This is a genomic window from Rubripirellula lacrimiformis (assembly GCF_007741535.1).
In the GTDB taxonomy this organism is placed as follows: Bacteria; Planctomycetota; Planctomycetia; order Pirellulales; family Pirellulaceae; genus Rubripirellula; species Rubripirellula lacrimiformis.
On sequence record NZ_CP036525.1, the window covers coordinates 654,300 to 678,983 of the forward strand.

The following is a 24,684-nucleotide window of genomic DNA, read 5'->3' on the forward strand; positions in this document are numbered from 1 at the left end:
AGTCGTCGAGGGGTCCTTCATTCGATCCACTACGCAAACCCCCAAGATTCCAACCGAGATGAATCACTGGGCGAAGCGCATGTGCAACTTCGTATCGAGCAACGGCGATGGTTTCCGCAATCAGGATGCGTCGCGATGGCGAAATTGTTCAAACGTGTTTTCATGCTGCTCCTGTTCGCAGGAATCGCATTTGCCGGGTATTACGCTTGGGATCGTTGGGGGCGGGTCGAACCGTTGCCTGAGGGGTTGGTGCAAGCCAACGGTCGAATCGAAGGCGACCATATCACGGTCGCCAGCAAGTTTGCCGGCAAAATCAATCAGCTACTTGTTCGCGAAGGCGACAGCGTCAAGGCGGGCCAGGTATTGGCCCGGTTGGACAGCGAGCAAGTCAAAGCGAAGCTGCGACAGGCACAGCAAGCAATCGAAGCGGCTCGAGCCCAGCACCGCGCTGCCCAAACCGGGCTCGACCTGTTGAAAGAGGAGGTGCCGTTGATGATCGACGCGGCGCAGGCTTCCTTGGAACACGCCAAGGCCGTCGTCGCCAAAGCACAAGCCGCCGAGCAGCAATCGGCCCGTGATGCATCCCGATTCACGGACTTGGCATCGCGTGGAACGATCGACAAACGCAAAGGCGAAGAGGCTCAGCTCGCTTGGACAGTCGCAAAAAACGATGTTCGTGTCGCTGAAACCGCGTTGACGCGTGCGGAAAAGCAACTGGCCGAAGCGAACTTGGGCAGTCGCCGCGTTCACGCCAAGGCTCAAGAAATCGAGGCTTTGGCCGCCCAGGTCGCTGGCGCCGAGGCCGTTCGAGACGAGGCCCAAAGCGTCCTGGACGACTTGACGATCACGGCCCCGGCCGATGGCGTTGTCACCACTCGCGTCGTCGACGCCGGTGAAATCGTTGCCGCCGGATCACCGCTGTTTGACCTGGTCAACTTGGATCGTCTGTATTTGAAAGTCTACGTGCCCGAAATTGAAATCGGCCATGTGCGTCTTCAATTGCCAGCTCGCATCCATACCGATGCGTATCCCGAAAAACCGTTCCCGGCCAAGGTTCTGTATGTGTCCTCGCGTGCCGAGTTTACTCCCAAAGAGGTTCAAACGTCCGACGAACGCGTCAAACTTGTCTATGCCGTGAAGTTGTACTTGGACGAAAATCCCGAACATCAACTGACACCTGGTTTGCCAGCCGACGCAGTGATTCGGTGGATGGAGGACACACCGTGGGCGAAACCGCAATGGTAGGTGTCAACCGAAGTGATCCCCTGGATCACACTTCGGCATCGGTTCCCGAACCAATCGTTCGTGTCGCTGGGTTTCGAAAGTCCTATGGAAGCACCGTCGCTGTCGATGGCGTTGATCTGGAAATCGGACGTGGTGAAATCTATGGGCTGATTGGTCCCGATGGTGCCGGGAAAAGCAGTCTGATGAAGGCCGTTGCCGGGGTGCTGACGTACGACAGCGGAACACTGGACGTGTTCGGTACACGCGTCGACTCGGAACGATCCGCCGAGGCGATCAAGGACCGTATCGGTCTGATGCCGCAAGGTTTGGGGTTGAACTTGTACGCGGATTTATCGATCGAAGAAAATGTGGACTTCTTTGGGCAAATCCGACTGGTTCCCGACAAGGTGCTTCAGCAGCGAAAGAAACGTCTGTTGGGAATGACACGACTGGACAAGTTTCGCGACCGAGCCATGAAGAATTTGTCGGGCGGGATGAAGCAAAAGTTGGGGCTTGTGTGTTGTCTGATCCATCATCCACAGCTGGTCATCTTGGACGAGCCGACAACGGGGGTGGATCCCGTGTCCCGCCGGGATTTCTGGAGCATTCTGGCTCAGTTACTTCGCGAGGAGCAAATCACCGCACTGGTGTCCACCGCTTACATGGACGAAGCCACCCGCTTTCACCACGCGGCTCTGTTGTTCGACGGCAAGGTGCTCGCGCGTGGTGAGCCGAGCGAAATCGCGGCGTTGGTGCCGGGGCGTATCGTTCAAACAAAGGCAGAACCGCAGGCAGAAGCGTTTGCATTGTTGAAGCAGAATTTTCCTCAATCCGAAGCGGTCGGTCCGTGGCTGCGTGTCTTCGTCGATGACGCAGACGATCAACAAGCCAAAGACGCTGTCACCGCCCGCATCGCAGACTTTTCGCCGCAGCAAATGCATGTCGCGGAACCCGATTTGGAAGACGTGTTCATCGCGTTGCTGCGAAGACGTGGATTGACCGACCAGGATGAAACAAAATTCACCAGTCAGGTTCCGCAATCCAACGCTCGGCATGACGACGGGCTCGCCATCGAGGCGAACGATTTGGTGCGACAGTTTGGAACCTTCAAAGCCGTCGACCGCGTCAATTTTCGTGTTGCACAAGGCGAGATCTTTGGATTGCTTGGTGCCAACGGAGCGGGCAAGACAACGGTCATCAAGATGCTGACCGGATTGCTGCCGCCGACCGCTGGAACGGGCCGAGTCGCCGGCGCCGACATGCGTCGTGCCGGTCAAGCGATCAAGGAACGAATCGGCTACATGTCCCAAGCGTTCTCGTTGTATCAAGATCTAAGCGTCGTCGAGAATATTCGACTGTATGCGGGGATCTATGGGCTTTCACGACGGGTGGCACGGGAACGAACCGATTGGATCATCCACATGGCCGGACTTGTGGGACGCGAGAAAGCATTGTCGGGAAGTCTTCCCATGGGTGTTCGCCAACGCTTGGCCATCGGTTGCGCATTGGTTCACCGGCCCCAAGTGCTGTTTCTGGACGAACCGACATCGGGAGTTGATCCGATCGGACGCCGGCGTTTGTGGGACATCATTTTCGATCTGTCTCGCAATGAAAACGTCGCGATTCTGGTCACCACGCACTACATGAGCGAAGCGGAACACTGCGATCATATTGCGATGATGTATGCGGGCAGGGTGTTCGCCGATGCATCGCCAACGGAACTCAAAGCCAGCCTTCGCGAAGAATCCGGCCAGCTTTTGGAAGTCACCACCGACAACCCGCTTGCCGCGTTGGATGTGATGAAATCGGGGGGATTCGCAGGCGTTTCCTTATTTGGAAACCGTATCCACTTGCTTGCCCCCGACCCCGACCAAGCCGAGCAACGTGTCCGAAAAGTCCTTGCCGACAACGACATTCACGTGTTGGCGGTTTCGGAACAACCGTTGACGATGGAAGACGTGTTCGTCAACCGTGTCCTGGCCCTCGAGAAAGCGGATGAGGGGAAGAAGTGAACATTCGACGCGTTGCCGCCGTTGCATCAAAAGAGTGGCGAGAAATCGTTCGCGACCGGATGTTCCTTGCGCTCACATTCCTGGTGCCAGTGTCGCTAATGCTGGTGGTTGGCTATGGGTTGTCGCTGGATGTGGAAGACATTCCGTTGGCGATTGTCGATCGTGACGGAACCAACCTCAGCCGCGAATATGCATACCGTTATATCGACTCGCGTTACTTTGACTTCCAAGGGTATGCGCTGGATCGTCATGATCTGCCACCGCTACTGGCAGACAACAAAATTCGCGCCGCCATCATTATCCCCGAGAACTTTCAGCGGGAACTTTTGCACGGCCGCCCGGTCGTGGTGCAAACGTTGATCGATGGAACGTTCCCGTTTCGTGCCCAGACCACCAAGGGCTACGTGCTGGCGATGAACACCGACTTTTCTAGCGAAATGATCGCATCGTTCATCTCAAAGAAACGAGGGATTCCGCTCGCCCAAGCCGTCACCTCCATTCGTCCGGTGAAGTTGGAATCGCGGTATCTGTACAACCAGAGTATGAAAAGCGATTGGGCACTGGCGCCGCGGTTGATCATGGTGATCCTGATGATGACGCCTCCGTTCTATACGGCGCTGGGGATCGTTCGCGAGAAAGAACGCGGTTCGATCTACAACATCTACTCATCGACGGTCACTCGTCTGGAATTCCTGTTCGGCAAGCTGATTCCCTACGTTGGGATTTCATCTGCCAACGCAGTGATCCTGTGGCTGATCGCGACTCAAATGTTTGGTGCACCGTTCAAGGGAAGCCTGTTGTTCTTCATTCCAGCGACGCTGCTGTACATCATCTGCACCACGGGGTTGGGACTGGTTGTTTCGGTTCTGGTGCGTACCCAAGTCGCCGCAATGGTGGTGACGTTCATTGTGACGGTGATCCCATCAATGCTCTATTCGGGAGTCATTGTGCCGATCTCGTCACTGAGTGAAACGGCTCAGGTGACCGCTCACGCACTGCCCGCAATGTACTACACAAACATCATTGTTGGTGCGTTCATGAAGGGCGTCGGCCTGCGGGAACTTTGGGTCGACGTGCTTGTCTTGGCCGTCTACGCGGTTGGATTGATGACGATCGGATATCGGATGTTCCACAAGAGGCCGACCACATGAACGACGCATCGTCAGGGAATCTGCAGGTACCGCCGCAGGACACCGAATCATCAAGCGAAACCAAACGCACCCGTCGCGTCCGCACATTTATCGTGTGGTGGAATCGGATGCGCGTGATGACGATCAAAGAGTATCTGCAACTGTATCGTGATCGCATTCTGATCGTGTTCATGATCTACGCATTCACTGCAGAAGTGTTCCTGGCTGGGTCAGGGGTCAGCATGCAGCTTCGCAACGCATCCTTGTGGGTTCATGATTCAGACCACAGTTTCGCTTCGCGAGAATTGATCCACCGGTTTCGACCGCCCCAGTTCAGCATCGATGGCGAAGTTCTCAATCACGGCGAAAGCGTCGATTTGCTTGATCGCGGGGAAGCAATGATGGTGCTGGACATTCCGCCTCAATTCCAGGAATCGTTGCTGGCCGGTGAAACTGCCAACGTGCAACTACAGATTGACACCTCGAATCCTGTCTTGGGGTTTCTGGCGACCAGTTACGGCGAACAGATTGTCGGACAGTACGGGATCGAAGCTGCGATGCAGCGAGAAGGCATTGGTTTGAACGCACAGGCGGCGCCCATCATCCGCGAAGAACACCGTGTCTGGTATAACGCAAATCAGAACGACGCGTGGTTCATGTCCGTCGTCGAAATGCTGAACGTGATTACGATGTTTGCGATTCTGCTTCCCGCGTCGGCGATGGCGCGAGAAAAAGAACGCGGCACGGTCGAACAGTTACTGGTTTCGCCACTGTCCACCTTTCAAATGATGTTTCCCAAAGTGCTGGCGATGACCAGCGTGATCCTATTGGGCACTTTCATCACGATTCATTTGATTCTGCAACCGTGTTTTGGCGTTCCGTTTCGCGGCAGTTTGACGTTGTTCATGTTCGTGACTGCGATCTACGTCTTTGCGACCGCGGGGATCGGAATGCTGCTCGCTACGATTGCTCGGAACCTTGCCCAGGTTGGAATGCTGACCGCTTTGATTTTCATCCCGATGGTGTTTCTATCGGGGGCCTGGACGCCACCGGAGAATATGCCGGCGATTCTGCGTGCGGTGAGCGCGGTGGCGCCTTTGCACCATTACATTGACGCCAGCCTTGGCATCATGCTGAAAGGGTCCGGTGTGGGGCTGTTGTGGGATTCCATCCTGTCGATTGGCTTGTTCGGTGCCGCCATCTACGGACTAAGTATGGGCTATTTTCGACGACAATTCGGCTGATCTCCCATGCATCGCGACCTGATTTCTGCGCCATTCGAGATCCGTCCATTCACCCCAACACCCCAAGAAGAATTGAAATGGGAATTCGATACGCCGTCCAAATGAAATGCGAGCCCAACATCTGGGACGCCATGGTTCTAAGTAAAGGAGCCTAGCGATGTCTGAATTGCATTCGGAAGATTTAAGCGACCAATCACCCATCGGAAGATGGGTCGCCCAGCATCCGGAAACGGCTCAAATCTTCGAGACATTGAAGATCGACTACTTTGGTAGCGGTGACGAACCGCTGGACGTTGTCTGTCGCCGGAACGGATTGGATGGACTACGCGTTCATTCATTGTTGCAACGCACCATTGCTCACATTGACGATGGGAACATGGATGATTGGCTGCGTGCACCCCTAGCGGATCTATGCGACAACATTGAACAGACTCATCACGCGTTCCTGAAAAACTCCCTGCCGACGGTCACTTCATTGCTGGCCGCGGTGATTGAACGTCACGGCGACGACCACCCTGAATTGTTGAGAGTTCACGAGTTTTTCGGAACGTGGAGAGACGAGACTTTGGAAGTGATGCGGGAGGAGGAGCGGTCGTTGTTTCCCGCCATTCGGCTGATGGAGAGCCAAGGCAAAGGTGGTGGGCGTGATTGGCGTGGGATCGCCAAGTTGATTCGGCGTATCGGATTCGAACACCAAGACATCGGCGATGCGTTACGCAAGGCCCGTGATGCATCGGGGAACTACGCTGAACCACCAGATGCAAGTCCCGCTTATCGACAGTTATTGGGGTTGCTTCGACGAATCGAAGCCGACGTTCGCCATCATGTCCACAAAGAAGAATTCATTCTGTTCCCGCGAGTGCTGAAATTGGCACGGCAGGACGTTGGTTGATCAGTTGATTTTCCCTTGGATGCAACCATCAGGCGGCACTCTTGGAAACGATCGGGCGTTGGCGATCGGGCGTGAAATGTTCCAGTAACTTGCTGGAAAATGGGTCTTCGAGTCGGATCCGCAGGGAAATCGCCGCTGAATGCATCCACGCGGCGATGCTACTGAATCCCGTGCTTCGCCAACATGCGGTAGAGTTTGCGGCGTTCAACGCCCAGAGCGCGGGCTGCTCGGGTCTTGTTGCCGCTTTCGCGATGCAAGACTTCGGTGATGTGTTTTCGTTCGAGCGCAACGAGAGATCCGACCTCCGGCAGTGCCTTGGTTGGCAACGTAGTGTCGCTTTCGCTTCCACGTGCTGAATTTCGTAGGGCAGGGGGGAGATCGTCCATGGTGATATGACCGTCGTCCGTCATGACGCTAGCACGCTGCAGCGTGTTGATCAGTTGTCGCACGTTGCCCGGCCACGAATATTGGATCAGGGACTGTCGAACATCATCGTCAAGTTCGAAGCCCTGTTCGAGGAAGTGGTCGACAAGCAAGCCAATGTCGTCACCTCGTTCCCGCAGCGGAGGCAGATCCAAAGCCATCACGTTGATGCGATAATACAGGTCTTCGCGAAATCGCCCTGCGGCAACCTCTTTGGGCATGTCGCGGTTGGTCGCCGCGACGATTCGCACGTCGACGCGTCGCTCCTTGTGCGATCCGATTCGACGTAGGGAACCGTCTTCAAGCACACGCAATAACTTTGGCTGTAGTGCCAGCGGTAACTCTCCGATTTCGTCAATGAACAGCGTGCTATGATCGGCGACCTCAAAAAGGCCCGGCTTCATGGCCGTAGCACCGGTGAACGAACCTTTTTCGTGGCCGAATAATTCACTTTCAACAAGGTTCTCTGGCAGCGCTGCACAGTTGATGGTGACCAGCGGTTTGTCCGCGCGTGGGCTGCCCGCGTGGATGGCTTGGGCGACCAGTTCTTTCCCCGTTCCGCTTTCGCCCTGGATCAACACCGCCTTGTCCGTGGGGGCCACTCGTTCGATCAAACGCCCTAGCTGATGCATCGATTCGCAAGTTCCGATCATCTGACTAGCCGGTTTCTGGGTACGGCTGATGACTTCGCGCAGCTGTGTATTTTCTTTTCGAAGCCGACGTCGGTCGACGGCGGCTAGGCAGCGCCGTTCTAAGTCTCCCATGGGAAACGGTTTCGTTTGAAAGTCGAAAACTCCCAATCGCATCGACTCGACGGCGTTGTTGATGGTTCCTTCCCCGGTCAACACAATCAGTTCCGTGTCGGGGTTGGATTCGCGCATTCGTTGGACCAATTCGATGCCGCACAATCCGGGCAGATTCCAATCCAGGATGGCGACATCAAAATCGTGCTTGGAACATCGGTCGATGCCGTCCTGGCCGCTGGTGGTTTGGGCCACTCGGTGTCCCTTTTTCTCGAACCAGCGGGCGCAGCCTTCGCTGAACTCGACTTCATCGTCAACGAAAAGGATGTCGATTGTCTCTGTCATGGTTCCTGTCGATATTCTTGAGGCCACTGATGTGCCCAAATGTGCGCGCCTAATCGTGCGAATGTGCGCGATTCTTGACGATTGATTTCGCGAAAGAACGCGATGTTTCCTTTGGCCGCGTGTCTTTCAGGATCCATTCATCGTGGATTTGCCTGTGGTACGTTGGTTGCAATGAATCAGGACGCAAACGGGATGCCGAGCGAGGAACCGGAGCGGTCGATCGCAGATTGTCTTCAAGAACCCGGCGTGTCACATGTCCAGCCGAAATCAACCAGGCATTGGCAATCTGGATTCCCATCTCCCCTCCGTTGTATCAATCGAAAGACATGGACTTGCCGGCTTCTTCTTGTAGCGATGACCTTCGACAGTTTGCTGACTCGCTGCCTTTGATGGTCTGGGGGCGTAGGCCAGATGGGTTCGCCGATTTCTTCAATCAACAGTGGTGCAACCAGACCGGTCAGACACATCAGCAGGCACAGGGCGATGGGTGGATGGATGTGATCCACTGCGACGATCGGGGTCGCGCGGTCGCCGCCTGGCAAGACGCTGGACAGTCGTTGACGAAGTACGAAATTGATTTGCGATACCGCATGGCCGATGGCAACTATCGTTGGCACCAGTTGCAGTCGACGCCGACAATGGACATCGATGGAGGTATCAAATCTTGGTTTGGGATCAGCACCGATATCGACCAGCGTCATGTGGACGACGTGATCACCCGTGCAATCGTCGAATCGGCCGTCGACGCGATTGTCACCATCGACGATCGAGGCATTGTCCAGTCCTGCAACCCAGCGACCGAGCAGCTATTCGATTACCAAACGTCGGAGATCGTTGGGCAGAATGTGGCGATGTTGATGCCAGAGTCGTACGCATCGAACCATGATGGATACATTGCAAACTACTTGCGAACTGGCGAAAAGAAGATCATTGGTCTGGGGCGAGATGTCGAAGGCCGGCGCAAGGATGGGACCACCTTTCCGATGACGCTTGCGGTCAGTGAAGTTCGCGTGGATGGGCATAGTCTGTTTGCGGGAGTGGTTCGCGACATCAGTAAACGCAAGGGGATCGAGAACGATTTGCGTGGCCAGACGCGTGTGCTGGAATCCTTGGCACAAGGTAACCCGCTGGGGACGGTGCTGCACACGTTGATCGAAGTTGCCGAGCAGTCGCGTCCAGAGATGATCGGGTCCATCCTGTTGGTGGATGAAAAGTCCGAATGTTTGCGACATGCTGCGTCCCGTCGGTTACCGGATTTCTTCCGTGACGCCTGTGATGGGATGGAGATGGGGCCAGAGGCTGGCAGTTGTGGTACAGCTGCTTTTACGGGGAAGCGTGTGATTGTCGATGACATCGACGTGCACCGATTCTGGGTGAATGATCGTGACATCGCCCGTCAAGCTGGTCTGCGGTCCTGTTGGTCCGAGCCGATCGTGCATTCGGATGGGCGCATCCTCGGCACGTTCGCAATGTACTACCGCGAACCGCGAAGTCCCAGTGAAAGTGATCTTGAATTTGTATCGAACGCGGCAAAGTTGGCGGCTCTGGCCATCGAACGCGCGGCCGCCGATAGGTCGCTGCGCGATGCTGCTGCGATTGTCGAATCGACCAATGACGCGATCATCCTGAAGAACCTGGATGGCATCATCGAGAAGTGGAACCAGGGTGCGGAACAGGTTTACGGATACACGGCTGCGCAGGCGATTGGCAAACCTATCCAGATGCTCGTTCCAGAGGACCGGCTTTACGAATTGAGTGCGAATACCGAAAAAATTCAACGCGGCGAACGGATTGACCATTTCGAGACGATTCGCTTGGCCAAGGATGGCCGACGGATCCACGTTTCGTCGACCATTTCGCCGGTGCGAGATGTGGATGGAAATCTGAGGCACTTTGTCGACGTGCAAAACGATATCACTCGGCGAGTGCAGGCCCAAAGTGAGATCTCTCGTGAACGCGCGTTTCTTGATACGATCGTCAATGGAGTGCCCGATGCGCTTGGCTTTTCAGACCTGGACCGAAAGTTCACGCACTGCAATCAGAAAATGCAGCAGGTCTTTGGATATGAATCCGAAGAGTTGATCGGGCAGTCAGCTGCTGTTCTGTATGCCGACCCCGCGGACTACGAGCATCAAGGTGCACAGCGATTCAACCCGACGGCAAAGGAAAATGTGGAAGTCGTCGAGGTCGATTGGCGGAGGAAGAACGGCGATGTGTTCACGGGTGAACTGGTCGGAACGATCATTCGAGATGATTCGGGAAAGCCGCTGGGCTATCTAAGTCTGGTTCGCGATATCACTGATCGAAAACACGCCGAAGCTGCGATTCGGGAGAGCCAACGCAAGCTGTCCACGTTGATGAGCAACCTTCCAGGTGCGGCGTTCCGTTGCTCGGTTGACGATAACTTCACCTTTGAATTTCTGAGTGATGGATGTTCGGAAGTGTTTGGCTATTCGGCATCCGAACTGACCTCGGCCAGGATGTTGATTCCGCCCGACGAATTTGAACGTGTCTCCGCTACGGTCACACAAAGTTTGGCGGAACGACAGTCTTTCGATTTTGTCCATCGGATTCGACATCGATTAGGCGACCTGCGTTGGGTTTCGGCAAAGGGCCAGGCGATCTTTTCGCAACAGGGCGATTGGGTGGCAATCGAAGGGTTCGTGTCGGACATCACTGATCTGCACGACGCCCGCGAAAAACTGGTGCAATCCGAACGGCTTGCCGCTGTTGGGCAAATGCTATCGGCGATCGCTCATGAAAGCCGCAATGCGTTGCAGCGAATCCAGGTCGGCGTCGACATGCTCGGATTCACGATGGACGAAGACGACGACGCCCACAAGGACCTTTCACGAATCACGAAAGCCAAATCTGATCTGCAACGTCTGTTGGAAGAACTGCACGGCTATGCGTCTCCACTACGACTGGATTGCAGTATTTGCAGTTTGGCGAGTATCTGGCAACAAGCATGGAATCAGATCGACGACGTGCATCGTGATCGAGACGCTGAATTAGTCGAAAAGACGGGTGACGTCAGCTCGATGGGGCAGTTCGATGCTTTTCGGTTGGCTCAGGTTTTCCGGAACCTGTTCGAAAACTCGCTGGCAGCTTGTCGCGAACCTGTTCGCATCACCGTCCACTGTCGCGAAACTGTGTTGGATCAAAACGACCAAACCCGCGTGCCCGCGCTACGCGTGACGGTCCGAGACAATGGTCCCGGATTGAACGAGGAGCAAAAGCAAAAGGTGTTCGAGGCGTTTTACAGCACAAAGCCCAAAGGCAGCGGTTTAGGCATGGCGATTGCTTTAAGGATCGTTCAGGCCCATCGGGGAACGATATCCGCAGGAAGCGGTGTTGGCGGTGGGGCAGAGTTTGTTCTCGTGTTACCTCGAAAACTTCCATGAAGCCACCCACACGAACCCTGAGAATCGCGATTGCGGATGACGAAGTTGACATTCGCGACTACTTCACCGCGCTGTTGCCACGACTAGGACACCGCTTGGTGGGGGCGGCCTGCAACGGTCGTGAACTGGTCCAGCTGTGCTTGGCTGAAGAAACCGACTTGGTCATCACTGACATCATGATGCCAGAGATGGACGGTTTGGCCGCCGCAGAACAGATCGCACGGCACCAAACTGAATTGGATTCCATGGTGCCCGTCATCGTGATGTCGTCGCACGACCGACCCCAGACCAAAGACAAACCATGGATCGTGGACTACCTGGTCAAACCCGTCACGATCGATGACCTGAAAGGGGCCATCGACAACGCTTGTCATTTGAAAGACTAGGCCAGCGGTGGGAAACAACTTCGGCATTGGCGCAAACCACCTACCTTGCCGCGAACACGCAAATGGCCGATCAAGTCGACCGAGGACAATGCGCCAGCAGACGAGATGTGCTGGATCGATCACGGTTCCCCATTGGGCGTCGCATTGTTTCTGTGCACGTATCTGCGCGGTCACAGTGTGCATCGCACGCTTTGCGGGGATCGTTATGATCGGGAATGTCGTGGTTTTACGTTGTCCCACGCAAATTTGAGTCAATGGCACGGTGCATGCGGTAGTGGATTGGTATCAATCGTATGACCGGATTCTTGCACTGGACTGACACATGTTGAAATCACGAGAGAACCTTGCATTCGTTCTGGCGGGTGGCGTTGGATCGCGACTGGCACCGCTGACTCGCGATCGCGCCAAGCCGGCCGTTCCTTTCGGTGGACAGTACCGGATCATCGATTTCACTCTTTCGAATTGTTTGCATTCGGGGCTTCGTCAGGTCTATGTCCTGACCCAGTACAAGTCCAACTCGATGCACCAGCACCTGCGTGACGCGTGGTCAATCTTTCACAAGGAAATGAACGAGTTCATCACCGCCGTCCCGCCGCAGCAGCGAACGGGGGATTCCTGGTACTGCGGAACCGCCGATGCGATCTACCAAAATATCAACCTGATTCGTCGCAGCAGAGCCAAAAACGTCGTCGTTTTGTCGGGCGATCACGTTTACCGCATGGATTACGCCGGTATCATTCGCCAGCACAACGAAACAAACGCAGACCTTACCGTGGGGTGTTTGGGGGTTGGGCTCGAAGAGGCTCGGCAGTTTGGCGTGATGTCCGTCGATGGTGACAGTCGTGTTCATGCTTTTCATGAAAAACCAGACGATCCACAGCCGATGCCGGGATCGTCGGATCAATCGCTGGCGTCGATGGGGATCTACGTATTCAACGCTGAAATGCTTTGCCGGGAACTCCAGCGAGATCACGACGACCGGGACTCGACACATGACTTTGGCAATGATCTGTTGCCACGGCTAATTCATTCGCACCGCGTCTACGGATTTCACTTTGGCGCCGGCGGCAATGCCTATCGCTATTGGCGCGACGTTGGCACGATCGACTCGTATTTTCTTGCCAACATGGACCTGCTGGAAGACCGTCCACCACTCGATTTGCATGACCCACGCTGGCCGATTCGCAAGTACGACTTACCCACACCGCCGGCGCGGATTTGTCGGGACGATTTCGGTGTCTCGGGGGTGGTATCAGATTCGATTCTTAGCAACGGAGTTATCGTTCGGGGCGGCGTGGTTGAAAATTCAGTGCTGTCGCCCAGTGTCAAAATCGGTTCGGGGGCAATCGTCGAACGCTGCGTCTTGTTGGATGACGTCACGGTCGGTGAAGGGACGCACCTGCGAAATTGCATCGTTGACAAGGGAGTGGTCATTCCGGGTGGCGAAATCATCGGTGCAAATCGCAAACAGGACGAAGCCAGATTCACGGTTTCCAAGAATGGAATCAGCGTGATCCCCAAAGACTATGACTTTGCGGCGAAGTCGAATGGTATCGAATCGGAACCGGTTGAAACATTGATTCTGGATCGCCAACATCAGCGACTTGCGACGATTGGCATTTCAGCGAACATGGCCAACCGGGGTTCTTCGTCGACGCGAGTCGCCCGGCGCTGCGCACGTTGATTGCCCCTTGCATCCATCACGATCGTGATTCGCCTCGCTTGGTACCCGCAGCGTCCGATTCGGTTCGGACGATGCGGGGGACGCTAAGGCTTTACCGCGCACAGCACGACGATGGATCGTGATTGCACGGAATAGGTGGTTTGGTTGACGACATAGGCTGTGGTGTCGGCAAAGTCTTCTGGGCTGGTCAGCGATGTATCGATGACGCGGTGCCATGACCCGGGCGTCCCCTCCTGGATTCCGAATTCGGCGGACTCGGTGCCAGCGTTGATCATGACGTAGAGGTCCGTGTCGTCTTGTGACGCTCCGTGCAGACCGTAGGCGAGTTGCCGCGACGTGGGCGACATGTCGACTAAATGGCCCGTTCCATACCATTTGACGTCGTCACGCCAGAATCTTGACCGACTGATCGATGGATGGCTTTTACGGAACGCAATCATTCGTTGGACGAAACGATGGACGTCGTGATTGGCCGCTAGCCGATCCCAATCCAACCAACTGGTTTCGTTGTCTTGGTTGTATGGATTGTTGTTGCCGCCTTGCGTCTGCAAGAACTCGTCGCCCATGCGGAACATCGGCGTTCCATTGGATAGCATCAGCAGGCAGATGAAGTTCTTGATTTGTTGCCTGCGCAATTTAGAAACCGCGGGCGGTACGTTTTCGTCGCCTTCCCAACCACTGTTCCAAGGCAGTTCTTTGGAACCATCGATGTTGTTGTGGCCGTTGGCCCAGTTGCGTTTGTTGTTGTACGACACCAAATCGTACAGAGTGGATCCGTCGTGCGAGGTGATGTAGTTGATGCTTAGCGGTGGTTGGTAGGCATGAAAACGATCGTCGGGGAAAAGATCGTCGCTGCCGTAGATTCGAGTCATCAATTCGGCGACCAGCCCGGCATCGCCACGGACAAACCGCTGCAACGTGTCGCGGTAGTGCGCGTTCCACTGCATCCAACGTTGGCCAGGAAACTTTTGACCAAGTTGGAACTCGCCTCCGGCGTCCCACGGTTCGGCGATCAAGCGGTTGTTGGTCAAGTCCGCGTTGGTGCCGATCTCGCTGACAATCGGCGGGTCGTCCAAGTTGATCGATCCGTCGCTGCGGCGAGTGAAAATGGATGCTAGGTCAAAGCGAAATCCATCGACGTGCATCTCGCTGTCCCAAAACCGCAGGCTGTCGACAATGTGGCGACGAACCGCGCGATTGGCCGTGTGCATCGTGTTGCCCGTGCCGCTGTAGTTCGCAAACGGAGCCTTGGGGTCACCGGTCATGATGTACGCAGAACTACTGTCGATGCCCTTGAAGCTGTAGGTCGGTCCGGTGTGGTCGCCTTCGCAGGTGTGGTTGTAGACCACGTCTAGGATGACTTCGATGCCCGCGGCGTGTAGCGATCGAACCATCGTGCGGAATTCGGCCTGAACGCAGCAAGCGTCCGGATCGCTGGCATAGGCATGGTGGGGCGAATAGAAATTCAGCGGCATGTATCCCCAGTAGTTGTCGTTGTCCGGATCAAACTGAAAGACTGGCATCAGTTCAACAGCGGTGATGCCAAGGTCGACCAAGTAGGGGATCTTGTCGACGACGCCTAGGAAAGTTCCGCGATGGGAATCGGGAACGCCAGAGTTTGAATGTTGGGTGAATCCGCGGACGTGCAATTCATAAATCACCAGATCGCTGCAGTGGCGAGGTTGTTTGACATCTTGCCAATCGAATTCACACAGTTCGGTTGGCAGAACGCCCAACGCTGCTTGGCCTGCATTCGATCCCGGCCGACATGCTGCGCGGCGACTGAATCCGTCCGGGAAATAGACGCTGCGAGCACAGGGGTCTAGCAACACTTTTTCAAAGTCAAAACTGTGCCAATTGTACCTTCCCTCGGGAGCCGGTCCGTCGACACGGTAGGCGTAGTAAGCGGCGTCCGCGGCGTCGGACTTGTTGACCCGGCAGTGCCAAACCGGACCGGACTTGTTCTTTAAGTAGTCCATCGAATACTCGTACACCGGATGCACCACGTCACTCTTGCTGAACAGCAACAAGTGCACTGCTTCGGCATGCTTGGAGTACAACGAAAAGTTGAACGCGTTGTCATCCGCGACCCAATATGCCCCTAGCGGATACGGCGTGCCTTCGATCTTTTCCCATTGATTCATTTTGGATTGCTCTTGGTGTGTTGCGGCAGCCGAAGTGATTCGACGGAATGTTTTTGCTGGGGCGGCCCGGGGCCGCTACGTTCGCGACGTGGCCGTCTATCCGCTTAACCGTTTTTGGAATCTGGACACGCTAAGGGAAAGGACGACCACACCGCAGATGGTCAGTCCCAGCACCCATGGCATCAGGTCGGAAAGGTCCGCACCCCGCAGAACCACGCCCCGCAGTATTTCAATGTAATAGGTCACGGGAATCAAAAAGGTGACCAGATAGATCGGCAGCGGCATTTCACTGCGTGGGAACACGAAACCCGATAACAAGACCGATGGCAGCATGATGACGAACGCGAATTGAAATGCTTCGAGCTGAGTTTTGGATATGGTCGAAACCAGCAACCCCAACGCCAGCGAACACAGCATGAACAACATGGAAAGGGTTAGCAGCAACGTGATGCTGCCGCGGATGTTGACCTGGAACACGTAGATCATGACCACCAACACGGTCAGGAAAGATACGAATCCAACCATCGCGTACGGCAATAGCTTTCCAAGCAGTAGCCCCGTTCGACCGACGGGAGTGACGAATAGCTGCTCCAGCGTGCCCAGTTCCCGTTCGCGAACGACGGCAAACGATGTCAAGAACAACGTCACCAGTTGCAAAATGATCCCGACCAATCCTGGGACAAAGAAGTGAGAACTGTCCAGGTCCGGATTGTAAAGCATTCGCGTTCGCACCTCGATTGGCAGAGTGCTCTGTCCGGATGCGTTGCGAGCCGGGGCTAACTGCAACGCCTCGCCTTTGGCCGTCGCCATCTGAATCGACAGGTTCAGGCCCAGAAGTTGTGCTGTGCTTTGCGCCGTCGTGGCGACCTGCGAATCGCTGCCGTCAATCAACACTTGCAACTTGGTTTGTTCACCTCGCAACAGTTGGTCGGTGTAGTTGGGCGGGATGCGAATGCCAACCTTGGCGCGTCCAGAGGATAGGGATCGCTGAAACGAATCTTCGTCCCAAACATGCCCGTCGATCTGAAAGCGGCGTGTGTTTTCAAACGCTGCGGTGAGTTCCCGCGACATCTGGCGGCCATCCATATTGAAGACGACGGTCGGGATGTTTTCAATTTGAGTGTCGATCGCATAGCCGAAAATGATCGTCTGCATCGCTGGGATCACCAGCATGAAGAACAACGTGGTTGGTTGCCGGCGAATGTGCACCAGTTCCTTGATCAAAACTGCCCCAAGCCCCGTCCATGTACCACGGTGGATCCGGGCCTGGTTGCCAGTGGCAGAGATCATGTCGGAAGATGTCGTGCGGATTGGTTCCGATGAACTCTGCTGGTGGATGGGTGGTTTCGCCGCGTTGGCTACCGGTTTGTCGTCGACCGGTCTATCGGCTAACACAGCAACCGTGGCTGTCTGGACAGCGTGATCCGACTTTTCGTCCGGATTCACACCTTCCGCGTTTCGTTTTTCGGCGTTGCTGGTAAGTGTGACGAAGACATCTTCCAAACTGGGGGCGATTTCCCTCGTGTCTTCCGAAGGCGGTAGGTCTAGTTGGTCAAGGATCTGCTCCGGCGACCTGGATTGGTCCATCAGCAGATGGATGGTTTCGCCGAACAGCGTCGCATCGTGGATTTCTGGGACTTGTCGCAGCGCAGCGAGGTACTTGGCCGGACTAGGCAGTCGAATTTCATACCGCTGTGTACCCGCGGGATTGACTTCGGGAAGCTGTTTCAGTTGATGCGGTTTGCCCAGCACTAGCAGTCGCGACTGATAGATGTAGCCAACCTCGGAACACCGTTCCGCTTCGTCCATGTAGTGAGTGGTGACGAACAGCGTGACGCCACGTCCCGACAACTCGAACAGCAGGTCCCAAAGGTGTCGTCTTGCAACCGGATCAATTCCCGCGGTCGGTTCATCAAGGAACAGAACCTCGGGTTCGTGAATCAACGAACAAGCCAGCGCTAATCGCTGTTTCCAACCACCTGAAAGAGTTCCGGCCAATTGTGGCAATCGGTTTCCCAACCCGGTTAGGCCGAGCACTTCTTCGCGTCTGTCTGCCAAACGTGTTCGATCAAGCCCGTAGATGCGTCCGTAGAAATCTAGGTTCTCTTGGACCGACAGATCGCTATACAGGCTGAACTGCTGGGACATGTATCCGACGCGTGGCTTGATGCGTTCAGCGTCCTTGCGGATATCAAGTCCCAGCACGCTGGCATCACCGCCACTGGGCGGGAGAATTCCCAGCAACATGCGAATGATCGTTGACTTTCCGCTGCCGTTGGGACCAAGCAATCCAAAGATCGACCCTTGTTGAACCTGAAAGCAAACGTCCTGAACGGCCACCAGCGAACCGAATGAACGTGACAATGATCGGGCATCGATGATGGGCTGGTTCATTGTCCATCGTCCAACGGGTGAAGCCAGACATCGGCCATCATCCCCGGTCGCAGCATGTCGTGGCGGTTTTCAATCGCCACTTTGATGCGAAAGACCTGTTTCGACCTTTCTTCCAATGTCTGAACGTTATTGGGCGTGAATTCTGCCTTCCTAGCGACGAACGATATGGTGCCCGTAAACGGTTGGTTCGGGTAACTATCGACTGTCACGCGTACGCGTTGCCCAACCTTGATGCCGACGCGATTCTGCGGCACATAGGCACGCACCCAAAGATTGTTCTTGTCCAACATCGACAACACCGGCGCACCGGACGCCACGATGTCGCCAGGCTGTAGATCCAGCGATTCGATAGCCCCGGCGATCGGGCTTTGGATGCTGAGCTCTTCTTTCTGTCGGCGGATCGCTTCGAGTGCCGCGTGGGCGGCGTCTCGAGCGGCTTTTGCCTGCTCCTGTTCCTCGATGCGATAGCCATGTTCCATCAACTGCCAAGCTTGGCGGGCTTCTTCGACGCGTGCAGTGGCTTCACGAATTTCTTCGATTCGGGTGCCTGCTTCCAACAGGTTCAGTTCTTGTTGCCGAACCACAACGTTTGCAGTCGCAGCCTGAACAGCCTCGTTGGCGTTGTCGAGTTCCTGTCTCGAAATAGCATCCTCTTGCGATAGTTTTGTCAGCCTGGTGGATGTCTTTTCAGCGAGTGATTTTTGAACCTCTGCCAATGTCAAACGCCCCCGCGCGGCTTCAATCTCTTCCTGCCGCGGTCCCGCCTTCAGCAGGTCCACTCTGGCCTGCAGTTGTTCCAGTTTTGATTTCGCCTGAGCCTTCTCTTCAACACGGTAGCCTGATTCGATTCTCTTGTAGTCGGCCTCGCGGGCCGCCAGCGAAAACTGTAACTGCGCTTCCTGTTCCAATAGATCGAATGGTTCTAGCTCAATCAGTTTCGCGCCGGATTCAACGGTTTCACCTTCCGTGACGTAAACGTGTGCGACGCGGCCGCCAACACGCGAACCAAGCCGGATTTCGTCGGCCTCGATGAACCCCGATACTCGGTCGGGTTCGGGATACCATTTGCTATAGAAAACCAGAAGCAGCAGGATAATGACCCCGAGTACCAGCAAAGGAAATCGCTTGGTCATGATACTTGCGTCTTCGTCGCGGGGGCCAATGGAAGGATCATGCTGATAGAGCACCTGGAACGTAGACTGCATCTTACCGAAATCAAACTGTTATCGGGCCATTGGTAAGCAGCCAGCGACGATGCAGACAGTACGGTTGAGCTTGGTGGAGTTACTCCTGGGTTTGCCCCAACATTCGATAGGCGATTTGTTTCAAAACATCATTCACTAAGAAACAAGCCAGGGCGTAGCCCCAAACCAGTCCTGCCACTTTCCATCCGATCGGTGCCATCAAAATCCCATAGACGGCGATCAGGGTTGCGATCGCCTGCGTCCCCAAAACGGCCAGGAACAAGATCTTGGCCGGGCGGATCGACCAAAATGGGCCACGCGTTCGGGTTGCGAACACGGTCAGGTGGCCGGCGACCGAAAGTTTCAAATACATCAACGATTGAATCGTTTCTCGATCGACCAGGTAGACGCGTTCAGCCAAATAGAACAATCCAAATGAGGCGGCAACGCCGGCAAGCCCCAGCACACTGGCGACACCCAGCACCGTCCGCATGTCCCAATGTTCGGGAGTTTTCGAACATCGCACCCGGTCATAGGCGATTGACAGGATGGCGCCGTCGTTCAGCAGAGCCAACAAGACGATCATGACCGCGGTAACGGGGTAGAAGTTGAACACCAGAATCGACAAGGTCATGAACAACAACACGCGGATGGTTTCGGCGATGCGATAGATCGCATAGCTGTTCATCCGTTGAAAGATCATGCGAGCCTCTTGGATCGCATCGATGACTACCGACAACCCCGGTGCCATCAGCACAATGTCGGCGGCGGCGCGGGCGGCGTCGGTCGCGCCGGAAACCGCGATCCCACAGTCGGCCTTTTTCAGAGCCGGGGCATCGTTCACGCCATCACCCGTCATGCCCACAATGTGGCCGCGTTTTTGCAGCACGTCGACGATGTGGAATTTGTGCTCGGGAAAGACCTGCGCGAACCCGTCGGCCGCCTCGATCATGTCGTCGACGCGAGACGATTCTTGATAGCTGGTGCCCTGGAAAATTTCGGCGTCGATCAAGTTCGCACCCATATCCAGTTGCTTTGCGATCTCACGCCCGATGGCCAGCTGGTCGCCCGTGACCATTTTTACGTCGCATCCCATTTGTTGAGCCGACGCAATGGTTGATTTGGAATCTTCGCGGGGTGGATCCGACATGGGCAGCACACCGAGGAACCGCCACTGGTTGACCTCGTCGTACTGGGCCACACCAAGGGCGCGGAACCCTCGCTTGGCAAAACTATCGATTGCGGATTGAACTTGCTGGCCAATCGCGTCCGCGTTCGGGACCAAGCTCAGCACGACCTGGGGAGCACCTTTGGTCACCTTGAACGAACCCCCGTCGCTGGCATGCACAGACGCTTCGGTTCGCTTGTGAACGGGATCGAAAGGTTGGAAGTGTTCGACTTGATAGGAATAAGTTGGAATGTCCTGGCAGCCTGCGATGACTGCCGCATCGATCGGATCCTTGTTCTCGGCTCGAGATGCCAGGCAGGCGGCTAACAAAATTTCTTCTTTGGTGATGCCGTCCATCAGGAACGGGTCGCCTAGGGTGAGTTTGTTTTGTGTTAGCGTTCCGGTCTTATCACTGCACAGCACATCCATGCCTGCAAGTTCTTCGATCGATGCCAGTCGGCTGACGATCGCTTGTCCGCGAGCCAGCGTTTTCGCGCCCACGGCCATCGTGACGGACAAAACCGTAGGCATCGCGACGGGAATCGCCGCGACGGTCAGCACCAACGCAAATTGCAACGTCTCGGTGATCGGATCACCACGGAACAATGCCACCAATAAGATCAGCGTGACCATGACGACGGCGATCGCGATCAGAAAGTTTCCGATCCTTAGAACCGCTTTTTGAAAGTGGCTGGTCGTTTGGGCGGATTCGACTAACTTGGCGGTTTTGCCGAAGAACGTCTCGCTGCCGGTTGCGGAAACAATCGCATCGATCTCGCCCTGTTTGATGATCGAACCGGAATAGATGGTTTCGCCCGGCTTTCGCGTCACCGGGAACGACTCGCCCGTCAACGCGGATTGATCCACATCCACCGATTCGCTGTCCACCGAGTCGGCGTCCACCGAGGTACCGCCCATCAGGTCTGCATCGGCCGGAACAATGTCACCCAACCGCAACCGAATCCAATCACCGGGCACCAGTTGGCGCGCGGGCACGTTCGTCCAGCGGCCGTCGCGTTTGACGCGAGCTTCCAACGCCAGTTGCGATTTCAACGCCGCGATCGCATTGCCGGCTTGAAACTCTTCCCAAAATCCGACCGCCGCATTGACGATCAGCAGCACACTGATGATCGCAAAATCAGCCCAGTGCTGAACGACTAACGAAAGCACTGCGGCGATCTCGATCATCCACGGTATCGGACCCCAGAAATAGGACAGCAGCTGAACGAATACGCTGGTCTTTTTCTCCGGCAGTTCGTTCGGACCGAATTTTTCGAGACGCCGCTCGGCTTCGGCCTGCGTTAGATCCATCGGTGCGGTTTTGTTCGGTGCGTTCATCGGGGCATCATCCGTTCCACGACTCGATCACGGGATCGTCGATCCGATCGTGTTGGTAACACAGCACACTTCGCGATGCGGTGTTCAAAATAAAGTGATGGCCCATCTGGACGGGCAAACCGATCCAGCGAACACCCAGCACGCGGCCGAAATGGCTGTGTGAAAACAACGCAACATTGCCATCCAGCGTGACAAGTCGCCCGATCAATCGATCGCATCGTGCGGAGATTTCGGCAGGCGATTCTCCATGGGGGCAGCCATCGCGAAACAGATTCCATCCGGGCCGCTGCTTGAAAACTTCGGCGTGCGTTTGTCCGGCATAGTCGCCGTTATCCCACTCGATCAGATCAGGTTCGATTTCGGCACGTTCACCACAGCCGGCAAGTTCACACGTGTGGCGAGCCCGCTGCAGGGGGCTGACCAGCACATGATCGAACTTGGTTTGGGCAAGACGATCCCCGAGCCGACGTGCCTCACGTTCGCCGTTTTCCGTCAGCGGAATGTCCACACGGCCGGTGTGTTGGCCGGAGGTCGACCACTCGGTTTCGCCGTGCCGCATCAGGAATATTCGGAGTGCCATCTAAGAAACGCTCCATTTCCAGTTTCGAACTTCCGGCATGTCGAGCCCGTTCTTACAGATGTATTTGCGGTGTTCGACAAGTTTGTCGGCCATTTGTTGTTTGACGGTTTGTCCTCGCTTGCCTGTTTTGGGCAGCCGGTCGATCGTATCCATCACCAAGTGAAATCGATCCAAATCGTTCAGCACGGTCATGTCGAACGGCGTTGTGATCGTGCCTTCTTCTTTGTAGCCGCGGACGTGGATGTTCTCGTGATTGGTGCGGCGATAGGTCAAACGATGAATCAACCACGGGTAAGCGTGAAAGGCAAAAATGACCTGTTTGTCTTTCGTGAACAATTCGTCGAAATCGTCATCGCTTAGCCCGTGCGGGTGCTCGGTATCAGGTTGCAGTTTCATCAAGTCGACCACATTGACGACGCGGATCTTTAGTTCCGGCAAGTGTTCTCGCATGATCGACACCGCGGCCAACGTTTCCAAGGTCGGTACATCGCCACAGCAGGCCATGACGACATCGGGTTCGCCGCCATCGTCATTGCTGGCCCAGTCCCAAATGCCAATGCCAGCGGCGCAGTGTTTTTCGGCGGCTTCCATCGTCAACCACTGTGGTGCGGGATGCTTTCCTGCGATCACCGCGTTGACGTAGTGCCGGCTGCGTAGACAGTGGTCCATCACGGACAACAAGCAGTTCGCATCCGGCGGAAGGTACACGCGGACCACCGACGCTTTCTTGTTGACGACGTGGTCAATGAAGCCGGGGTCTTGGTGCGTGAATCCGTTATGGTCTTGTCGCCACACGTGGGACGCCAACAGGTAGTTCAAGGACGCGATCTTGTGACGCCAGGGCAGGCCGTTGGTCACTTTCAACCACTTGGCGTGTTGATTGAACATCGAATCGACGATGTGGATGAACGCTTCGTAGCAGTTGAACAATCCGTGCCGACCGGTCAGAAGATAGCCTTCCAGCCAACCCTCACATTGATGCTCGCTAAGCATTTCCATGACCCGTCCAGCCGGGGCAAGGAATTCGTCGTTCGGGGCGGTCCTGGCATCCCATTGTCGCGAAGTGACATCAAAGACGGCTTCAAGACCGTTGGATGCGGTTTCGTCAGGCCCAAAGACGCGGAAGTTCTGTTGATCGGAATTCATCTGAATCACATCCCGAATGAATCGTCCCAATACGTGGGTGTCGCCAATGCCTTGCACGCCTGGTGTGGGAATGTCGACTGCGTAATCGCGATAGTTGGGCATCTTCAAGTCCCGCAGCAGCATGCCGCCGTTGGCGTGTGGGTTGGCGCCCATTCGTCGGTTGCCTGTGGGAGCCAATTCGGCCAGTTCCGGTTTCAGCCGACCGCCGTCGTCAAACAATTCTTCGGGGCGATAGCTTCGCAGCCAATCCTCAAGCAGCTGTAGGTGTCCGGGATGCGCCGCAGGATTCGATATCGGAACCTGGTGTGCATGGAATGTGCCTTCGATCGGCACCCCGTCGACGACTTTGGGGCCGGTCCAACCCTTGGGTGACTTTAGGACGATCATTGGCCAACGCGGACGCTTGAGGTTTCCGTTTTCTCGCGCGTCATGCTGGATGGATTGAATCTGCTGGATGCACACGTCCAACGCCTCTGCCATCGCTTCGTGCATCAACTCGGGATCGTCACCTTCGACAAAATACGGTGTCCACCCATAACCACGGAACAGTTGATCGAGTTCTTCGTGTTCAATGCGTGCCAATACGGTTGGGTTGGCGATCTTGTACCCGTTCAGATGCAGAATCGGCAGCACCGCACCATCGTTGGCGGGATTCAGGAACTTGTTGGAATGCCACGCGGTCGCCAGCGGACCTGTTTCGGCTTCGCCATCGCCGACAACGCAGGCAACGATCAGATCGGGGTTGTCGAAGACGGCGCCGAAAGAGTGGCTGAGCGAATAGCCGAGCTCGCCGCCCTCGTGGATCGATCCGGGACATTCTGGGGATGCGTGACTGGGGATCCCGCCGGGAAACGAGAACTGAATGAACAGTTTCCGCAGGCCGTCTTCGTCTTGGCTGATTTCGGGATAGATCTCGCTATAGGTTCCTTCTAGATAAGTGTTCGCGACCACTGTTGGTCCGCCGTGACCGGGGCCGGACACATAGATCATGTCCAGGTCAAACTGTTTGATCACGCGGTTGAGGTGCGCGTAGATGAAATTTTGGCCCGGGGTCGTCCCCCAGTGTCCGAGCAACATCTGCTTGATGTCAGAAAGTTCCAGCGGTCGCTTTAGCAGCGGGTTGTCGTAAAGGTAGATCTGTCCAACGGACAAGTAGTTAGCGGCTCGCCAGTAGGCGTCGATCTTGTGCAGCATCTCGGGCGTCAGCGTTTGTTTTGCTTTCAGCATGTTCATCGATCGAATC

At 55.6% G+C, this 24,684-nt stretch carries 15 protein-coding genes; 8 read left to right on the forward strand and 7 right to left on the reverse strand.

All coding sequences use genetic code 11. The features are described from left to right. Positions 1-135 precede the first annotated feature (135 nt). The 5 genes from K227x_RS02350 (at position 136) to K227x_RS02370 (ending at position 6,502) form a co-directional block, all read left to right on the forward strand. On the forward strand, positions 136-1,245 hold the full coding sequence (locus tag K227x_RS02350; protein ID WP_145167896.1) for an HlyD family secretion protein: 1,110 nt from the start codon (positions 136-138) through the stop codon (positions 1,243-1,245). Continuing rightward, positions 1,224-3,236, forward strand: coding sequence for an ATP-binding cassette domain-containing protein (locus K227x_RS02355; protein ID WP_218933712.1), 2,013 nt, complete (start codon positions 1,224-1,226; stop codon positions 3,234-3,236). The genes K227x_RS02350 and K227x_RS02355 overlap by 22 nt, the downstream gene beginning before the upstream one ends. After that, positions 3,233-4,387 (forward strand): ABC transporter permease, encoded by a 1,155-nt coding sequence (locus tag K227x_RS02360; RefSeq protein ID WP_145167897.1) that lies wholly within the window; start codon positions 3,233-3,235, stop codon positions 4,385-4,387. Before K227x_RS02355 ends, K227x_RS02360 begins: the two co-directional genes overlap by 4 nt. Next, positions 4,384-5,610 (forward strand): ABC transporter permease, encoded by a 1,227-nt coding sequence (locus K227x_RS02365; RefSeq protein WP_145167898.1) that lies wholly within the window; start codon positions 4,384-4,386, stop codon positions 5,608-5,610. Before K227x_RS02360 ends, K227x_RS02365 begins: the two co-directional genes overlap by 4 nt. A 157-nt stretch (positions 5,611-5,767) precedes the next feature. Then, positions 5,768-6,502 (forward strand): DUF542 domain-containing protein, encoded by a 735-nt coding sequence (locus tag K227x_RS02370; protein ID WP_145167899.1) that lies wholly within the window; start codon positions 5,768-5,770, stop codon positions 6,500-6,502. Between the two features lie 158 nt (positions 6,503-6,660). Here the strand turns inward: K227x_RS02370 and K227x_RS02375 are convergent, their stop codons facing one another. Continuing rightward, complete coding sequence (locus K227x_RS02375; protein ID WP_145167900.1) at positions 6,661-8,013, reverse strand: sigma-54-dependent transcriptional regulator; 1,353 nt, start codon at positions 8,011-8,013, stop codon at positions 6,661-6,663. Between the two features lie 332 nt (positions 8,014-8,345). Here K227x_RS02375 and K227x_RS02380 point away from each other — a divergent pair, with 332 nt between their 5' ends. The 3 genes from K227x_RS02380 to glgC all read left to right on the forward strand — a co-directional run bounded on the left by K227x_RS02380 (position 8,346) and on the right by glgC (position 13,487). Continuing rightward, entirely contained in the window at positions 8,346-11,417 is a 3,072-nt protein-coding gene (locus K227x_RS02380) for a PAS domain S-box protein (protein ID WP_218933713.1), read from the forward strand. Continuing rightward, positions 11,414-11,803 (forward strand): response regulator, encoded by a 390-nt coding sequence (locus tag K227x_RS02385; protein ID WP_145167902.1) that lies wholly within the window; start codon positions 11,414-11,416, stop codon positions 11,801-11,803. The genes K227x_RS02380 and K227x_RS02385 overlap by 4 nt, the downstream gene beginning before the upstream one ends. 322 nt (positions 11,804-12,125) lie before the next feature. After that, positions 12,126-13,487, forward strand: a complete 1,362-nt coding sequence (gene glgC, locus K227x_RS02390; protein WP_145167903.1) for a glucose-1-phosphate adenylyltransferase — start codon at positions 12,126-12,128, stop codon at positions 13,485-13,487. Between the two features lie 83 nt (positions 13,488-13,570). Here glgC and K227x_RS02395 read toward each other — a convergent pair whose 3' ends face one another. The 6 genes from K227x_RS02395 to K227x_RS02420 form a co-directional block, all read right to left on the reverse strand. Then, positions 13,571-15,631: a glycogen debranching protein gene (locus K227x_RS02395; protein WP_145167904.1), complete on the reverse strand. Its 2,061-nt coding sequence runs from the start codon at positions 15,629-15,631 to the stop codon at positions 13,571-13,573. Positions 15,632-15,727: 96 nt separating this feature from the next. Beyond that, positions 15,728-18,025, reverse strand: a complete 2,298-nt coding sequence (locus K227x_RS02400; protein WP_145167905.1) for an ABC transporter permease — start codon at positions 18,023-18,025, stop codon at positions 15,728-15,730. Beyond that, entirely contained in the window at positions 18,022-19,158 is a 1,137-nt protein-coding gene (locus K227x_RS02405; RefSeq protein WP_218933714.1) for an HlyD family secretion protein, read from the reverse strand. The genes K227x_RS02400 and K227x_RS02405 overlap by 4 nt, the downstream gene beginning before the upstream one ends. Before the next feature lie 151 nt (positions 19,159-19,309). Next, the gene (locus K227x_RS02410; protein WP_145167907.1) at positions 19,310-21,715 is read right to left on the reverse strand and encodes a plasma-membrane proton-efflux P-type ATPase; all 2,406 of its coding nucleotides are present in this window, start codon (positions 21,713-21,715) and stop codon (positions 19,310-19,312) included. A 7-nt stretch (positions 21,716-21,722) separates the two neighbouring features. Beyond that, positions 21,723-22,295, reverse strand: coding sequence for a histidine phosphatase family protein (locus K227x_RS02415; RefSeq protein ID WP_145167908.1), 573 nt, complete (start codon positions 22,293-22,295; stop codon positions 21,723-21,725). After that, positions 22,296-24,674, reverse strand: coding sequence for a phosphoketolase family protein (locus tag K227x_RS02420; RefSeq protein ID WP_145167909.1), 2,379 nt, complete (start codon positions 24,672-24,674; stop codon positions 22,296-22,298). Between the last annotated feature and the right edge of the window lie 10 nt (positions 24,675-24,684).

Excerpts from the sequence above, each read along its gene's own strand:
- K227x_RS02395 (WP_145167904.1), bottom strand. The coding sequence starts at position 15,631 with ATGAATCAATGGGAAAAGATCGAAGGCACGCCGTATCCGCTAGGGGCA.
- glgC (WP_145167903.1), top strand. The coding sequence starts at position 12,126 with ATGTTGAAATCACGAGAGAACCTTGCATTCGTTCTGGCGGGTGGCGTT.
- K227x_RS02400 (WP_145167905.1), bottom strand. The coding sequence starts at position 18,025 with ATGAACCAGCCCATCATCGATGCCCGATCATTGTCACGTTCATTCGGT.
- K227x_RS02420 (WP_145167909.1), bottom strand. The coding sequence starts at position 24,674 with ATGAACATGCTGAAAGCAAAACAAACGCTGACGCCCGAGATGCTGCAC.
- K227x_RS02375 (WP_145167900.1), bottom strand. The coding sequence starts at position 8,013 with ATGACAGAGACAATCGACATCCTTTTCGTTGACGATGAAGTCGAGTTC.
- K227x_RS02415 (WP_145167908.1), bottom strand. The coding sequence starts at position 22,295 with ATGGCACTCCGAATATTCCTGATGCGGCACGGCGAAACCGAGTGGTCG.
- K227x_RS02365 (WP_145167898.1), top strand. The coding sequence starts at position 4,384 with ATGAACGACGCATCGTCAGGGAATCTGCAGGTACCGCCGCAGGACACC.
- K227x_RS02385 (WP_145167902.1), top strand. The coding sequence starts at position 11,414 with ATGAAGCCACCCACACGAACCCTGAGAATCGCGATTGCGGATGACGAA.
- K227x_RS02405 (WP_218933714.1), bottom strand. The coding sequence starts at position 19,158 with ATGACCAAGCGATTTCCTTTGCTGGTACTCGGGGTCATTATCCTGCTG.
- K227x_RS02410 (WP_145167907.1), bottom strand. The coding sequence starts at position 21,715 with ATGAACGCACCGAACAAAACCGCACCGATGGATCTAACGCAGGCCGAA.
- K227x_RS02350 (WP_145167896.1), top strand. The coding sequence starts at position 136 with ATGGCGAAATTGTTCAAACGTGTTTTCATGCTGCTCCTGTTCGCAGGA.
- K227x_RS02370 (WP_145167899.1), top strand. The coding sequence starts at position 5,768 with ATGTCTGAATTGCATTCGGAAGATTTAAGCGACCAATCACCCATCGGA.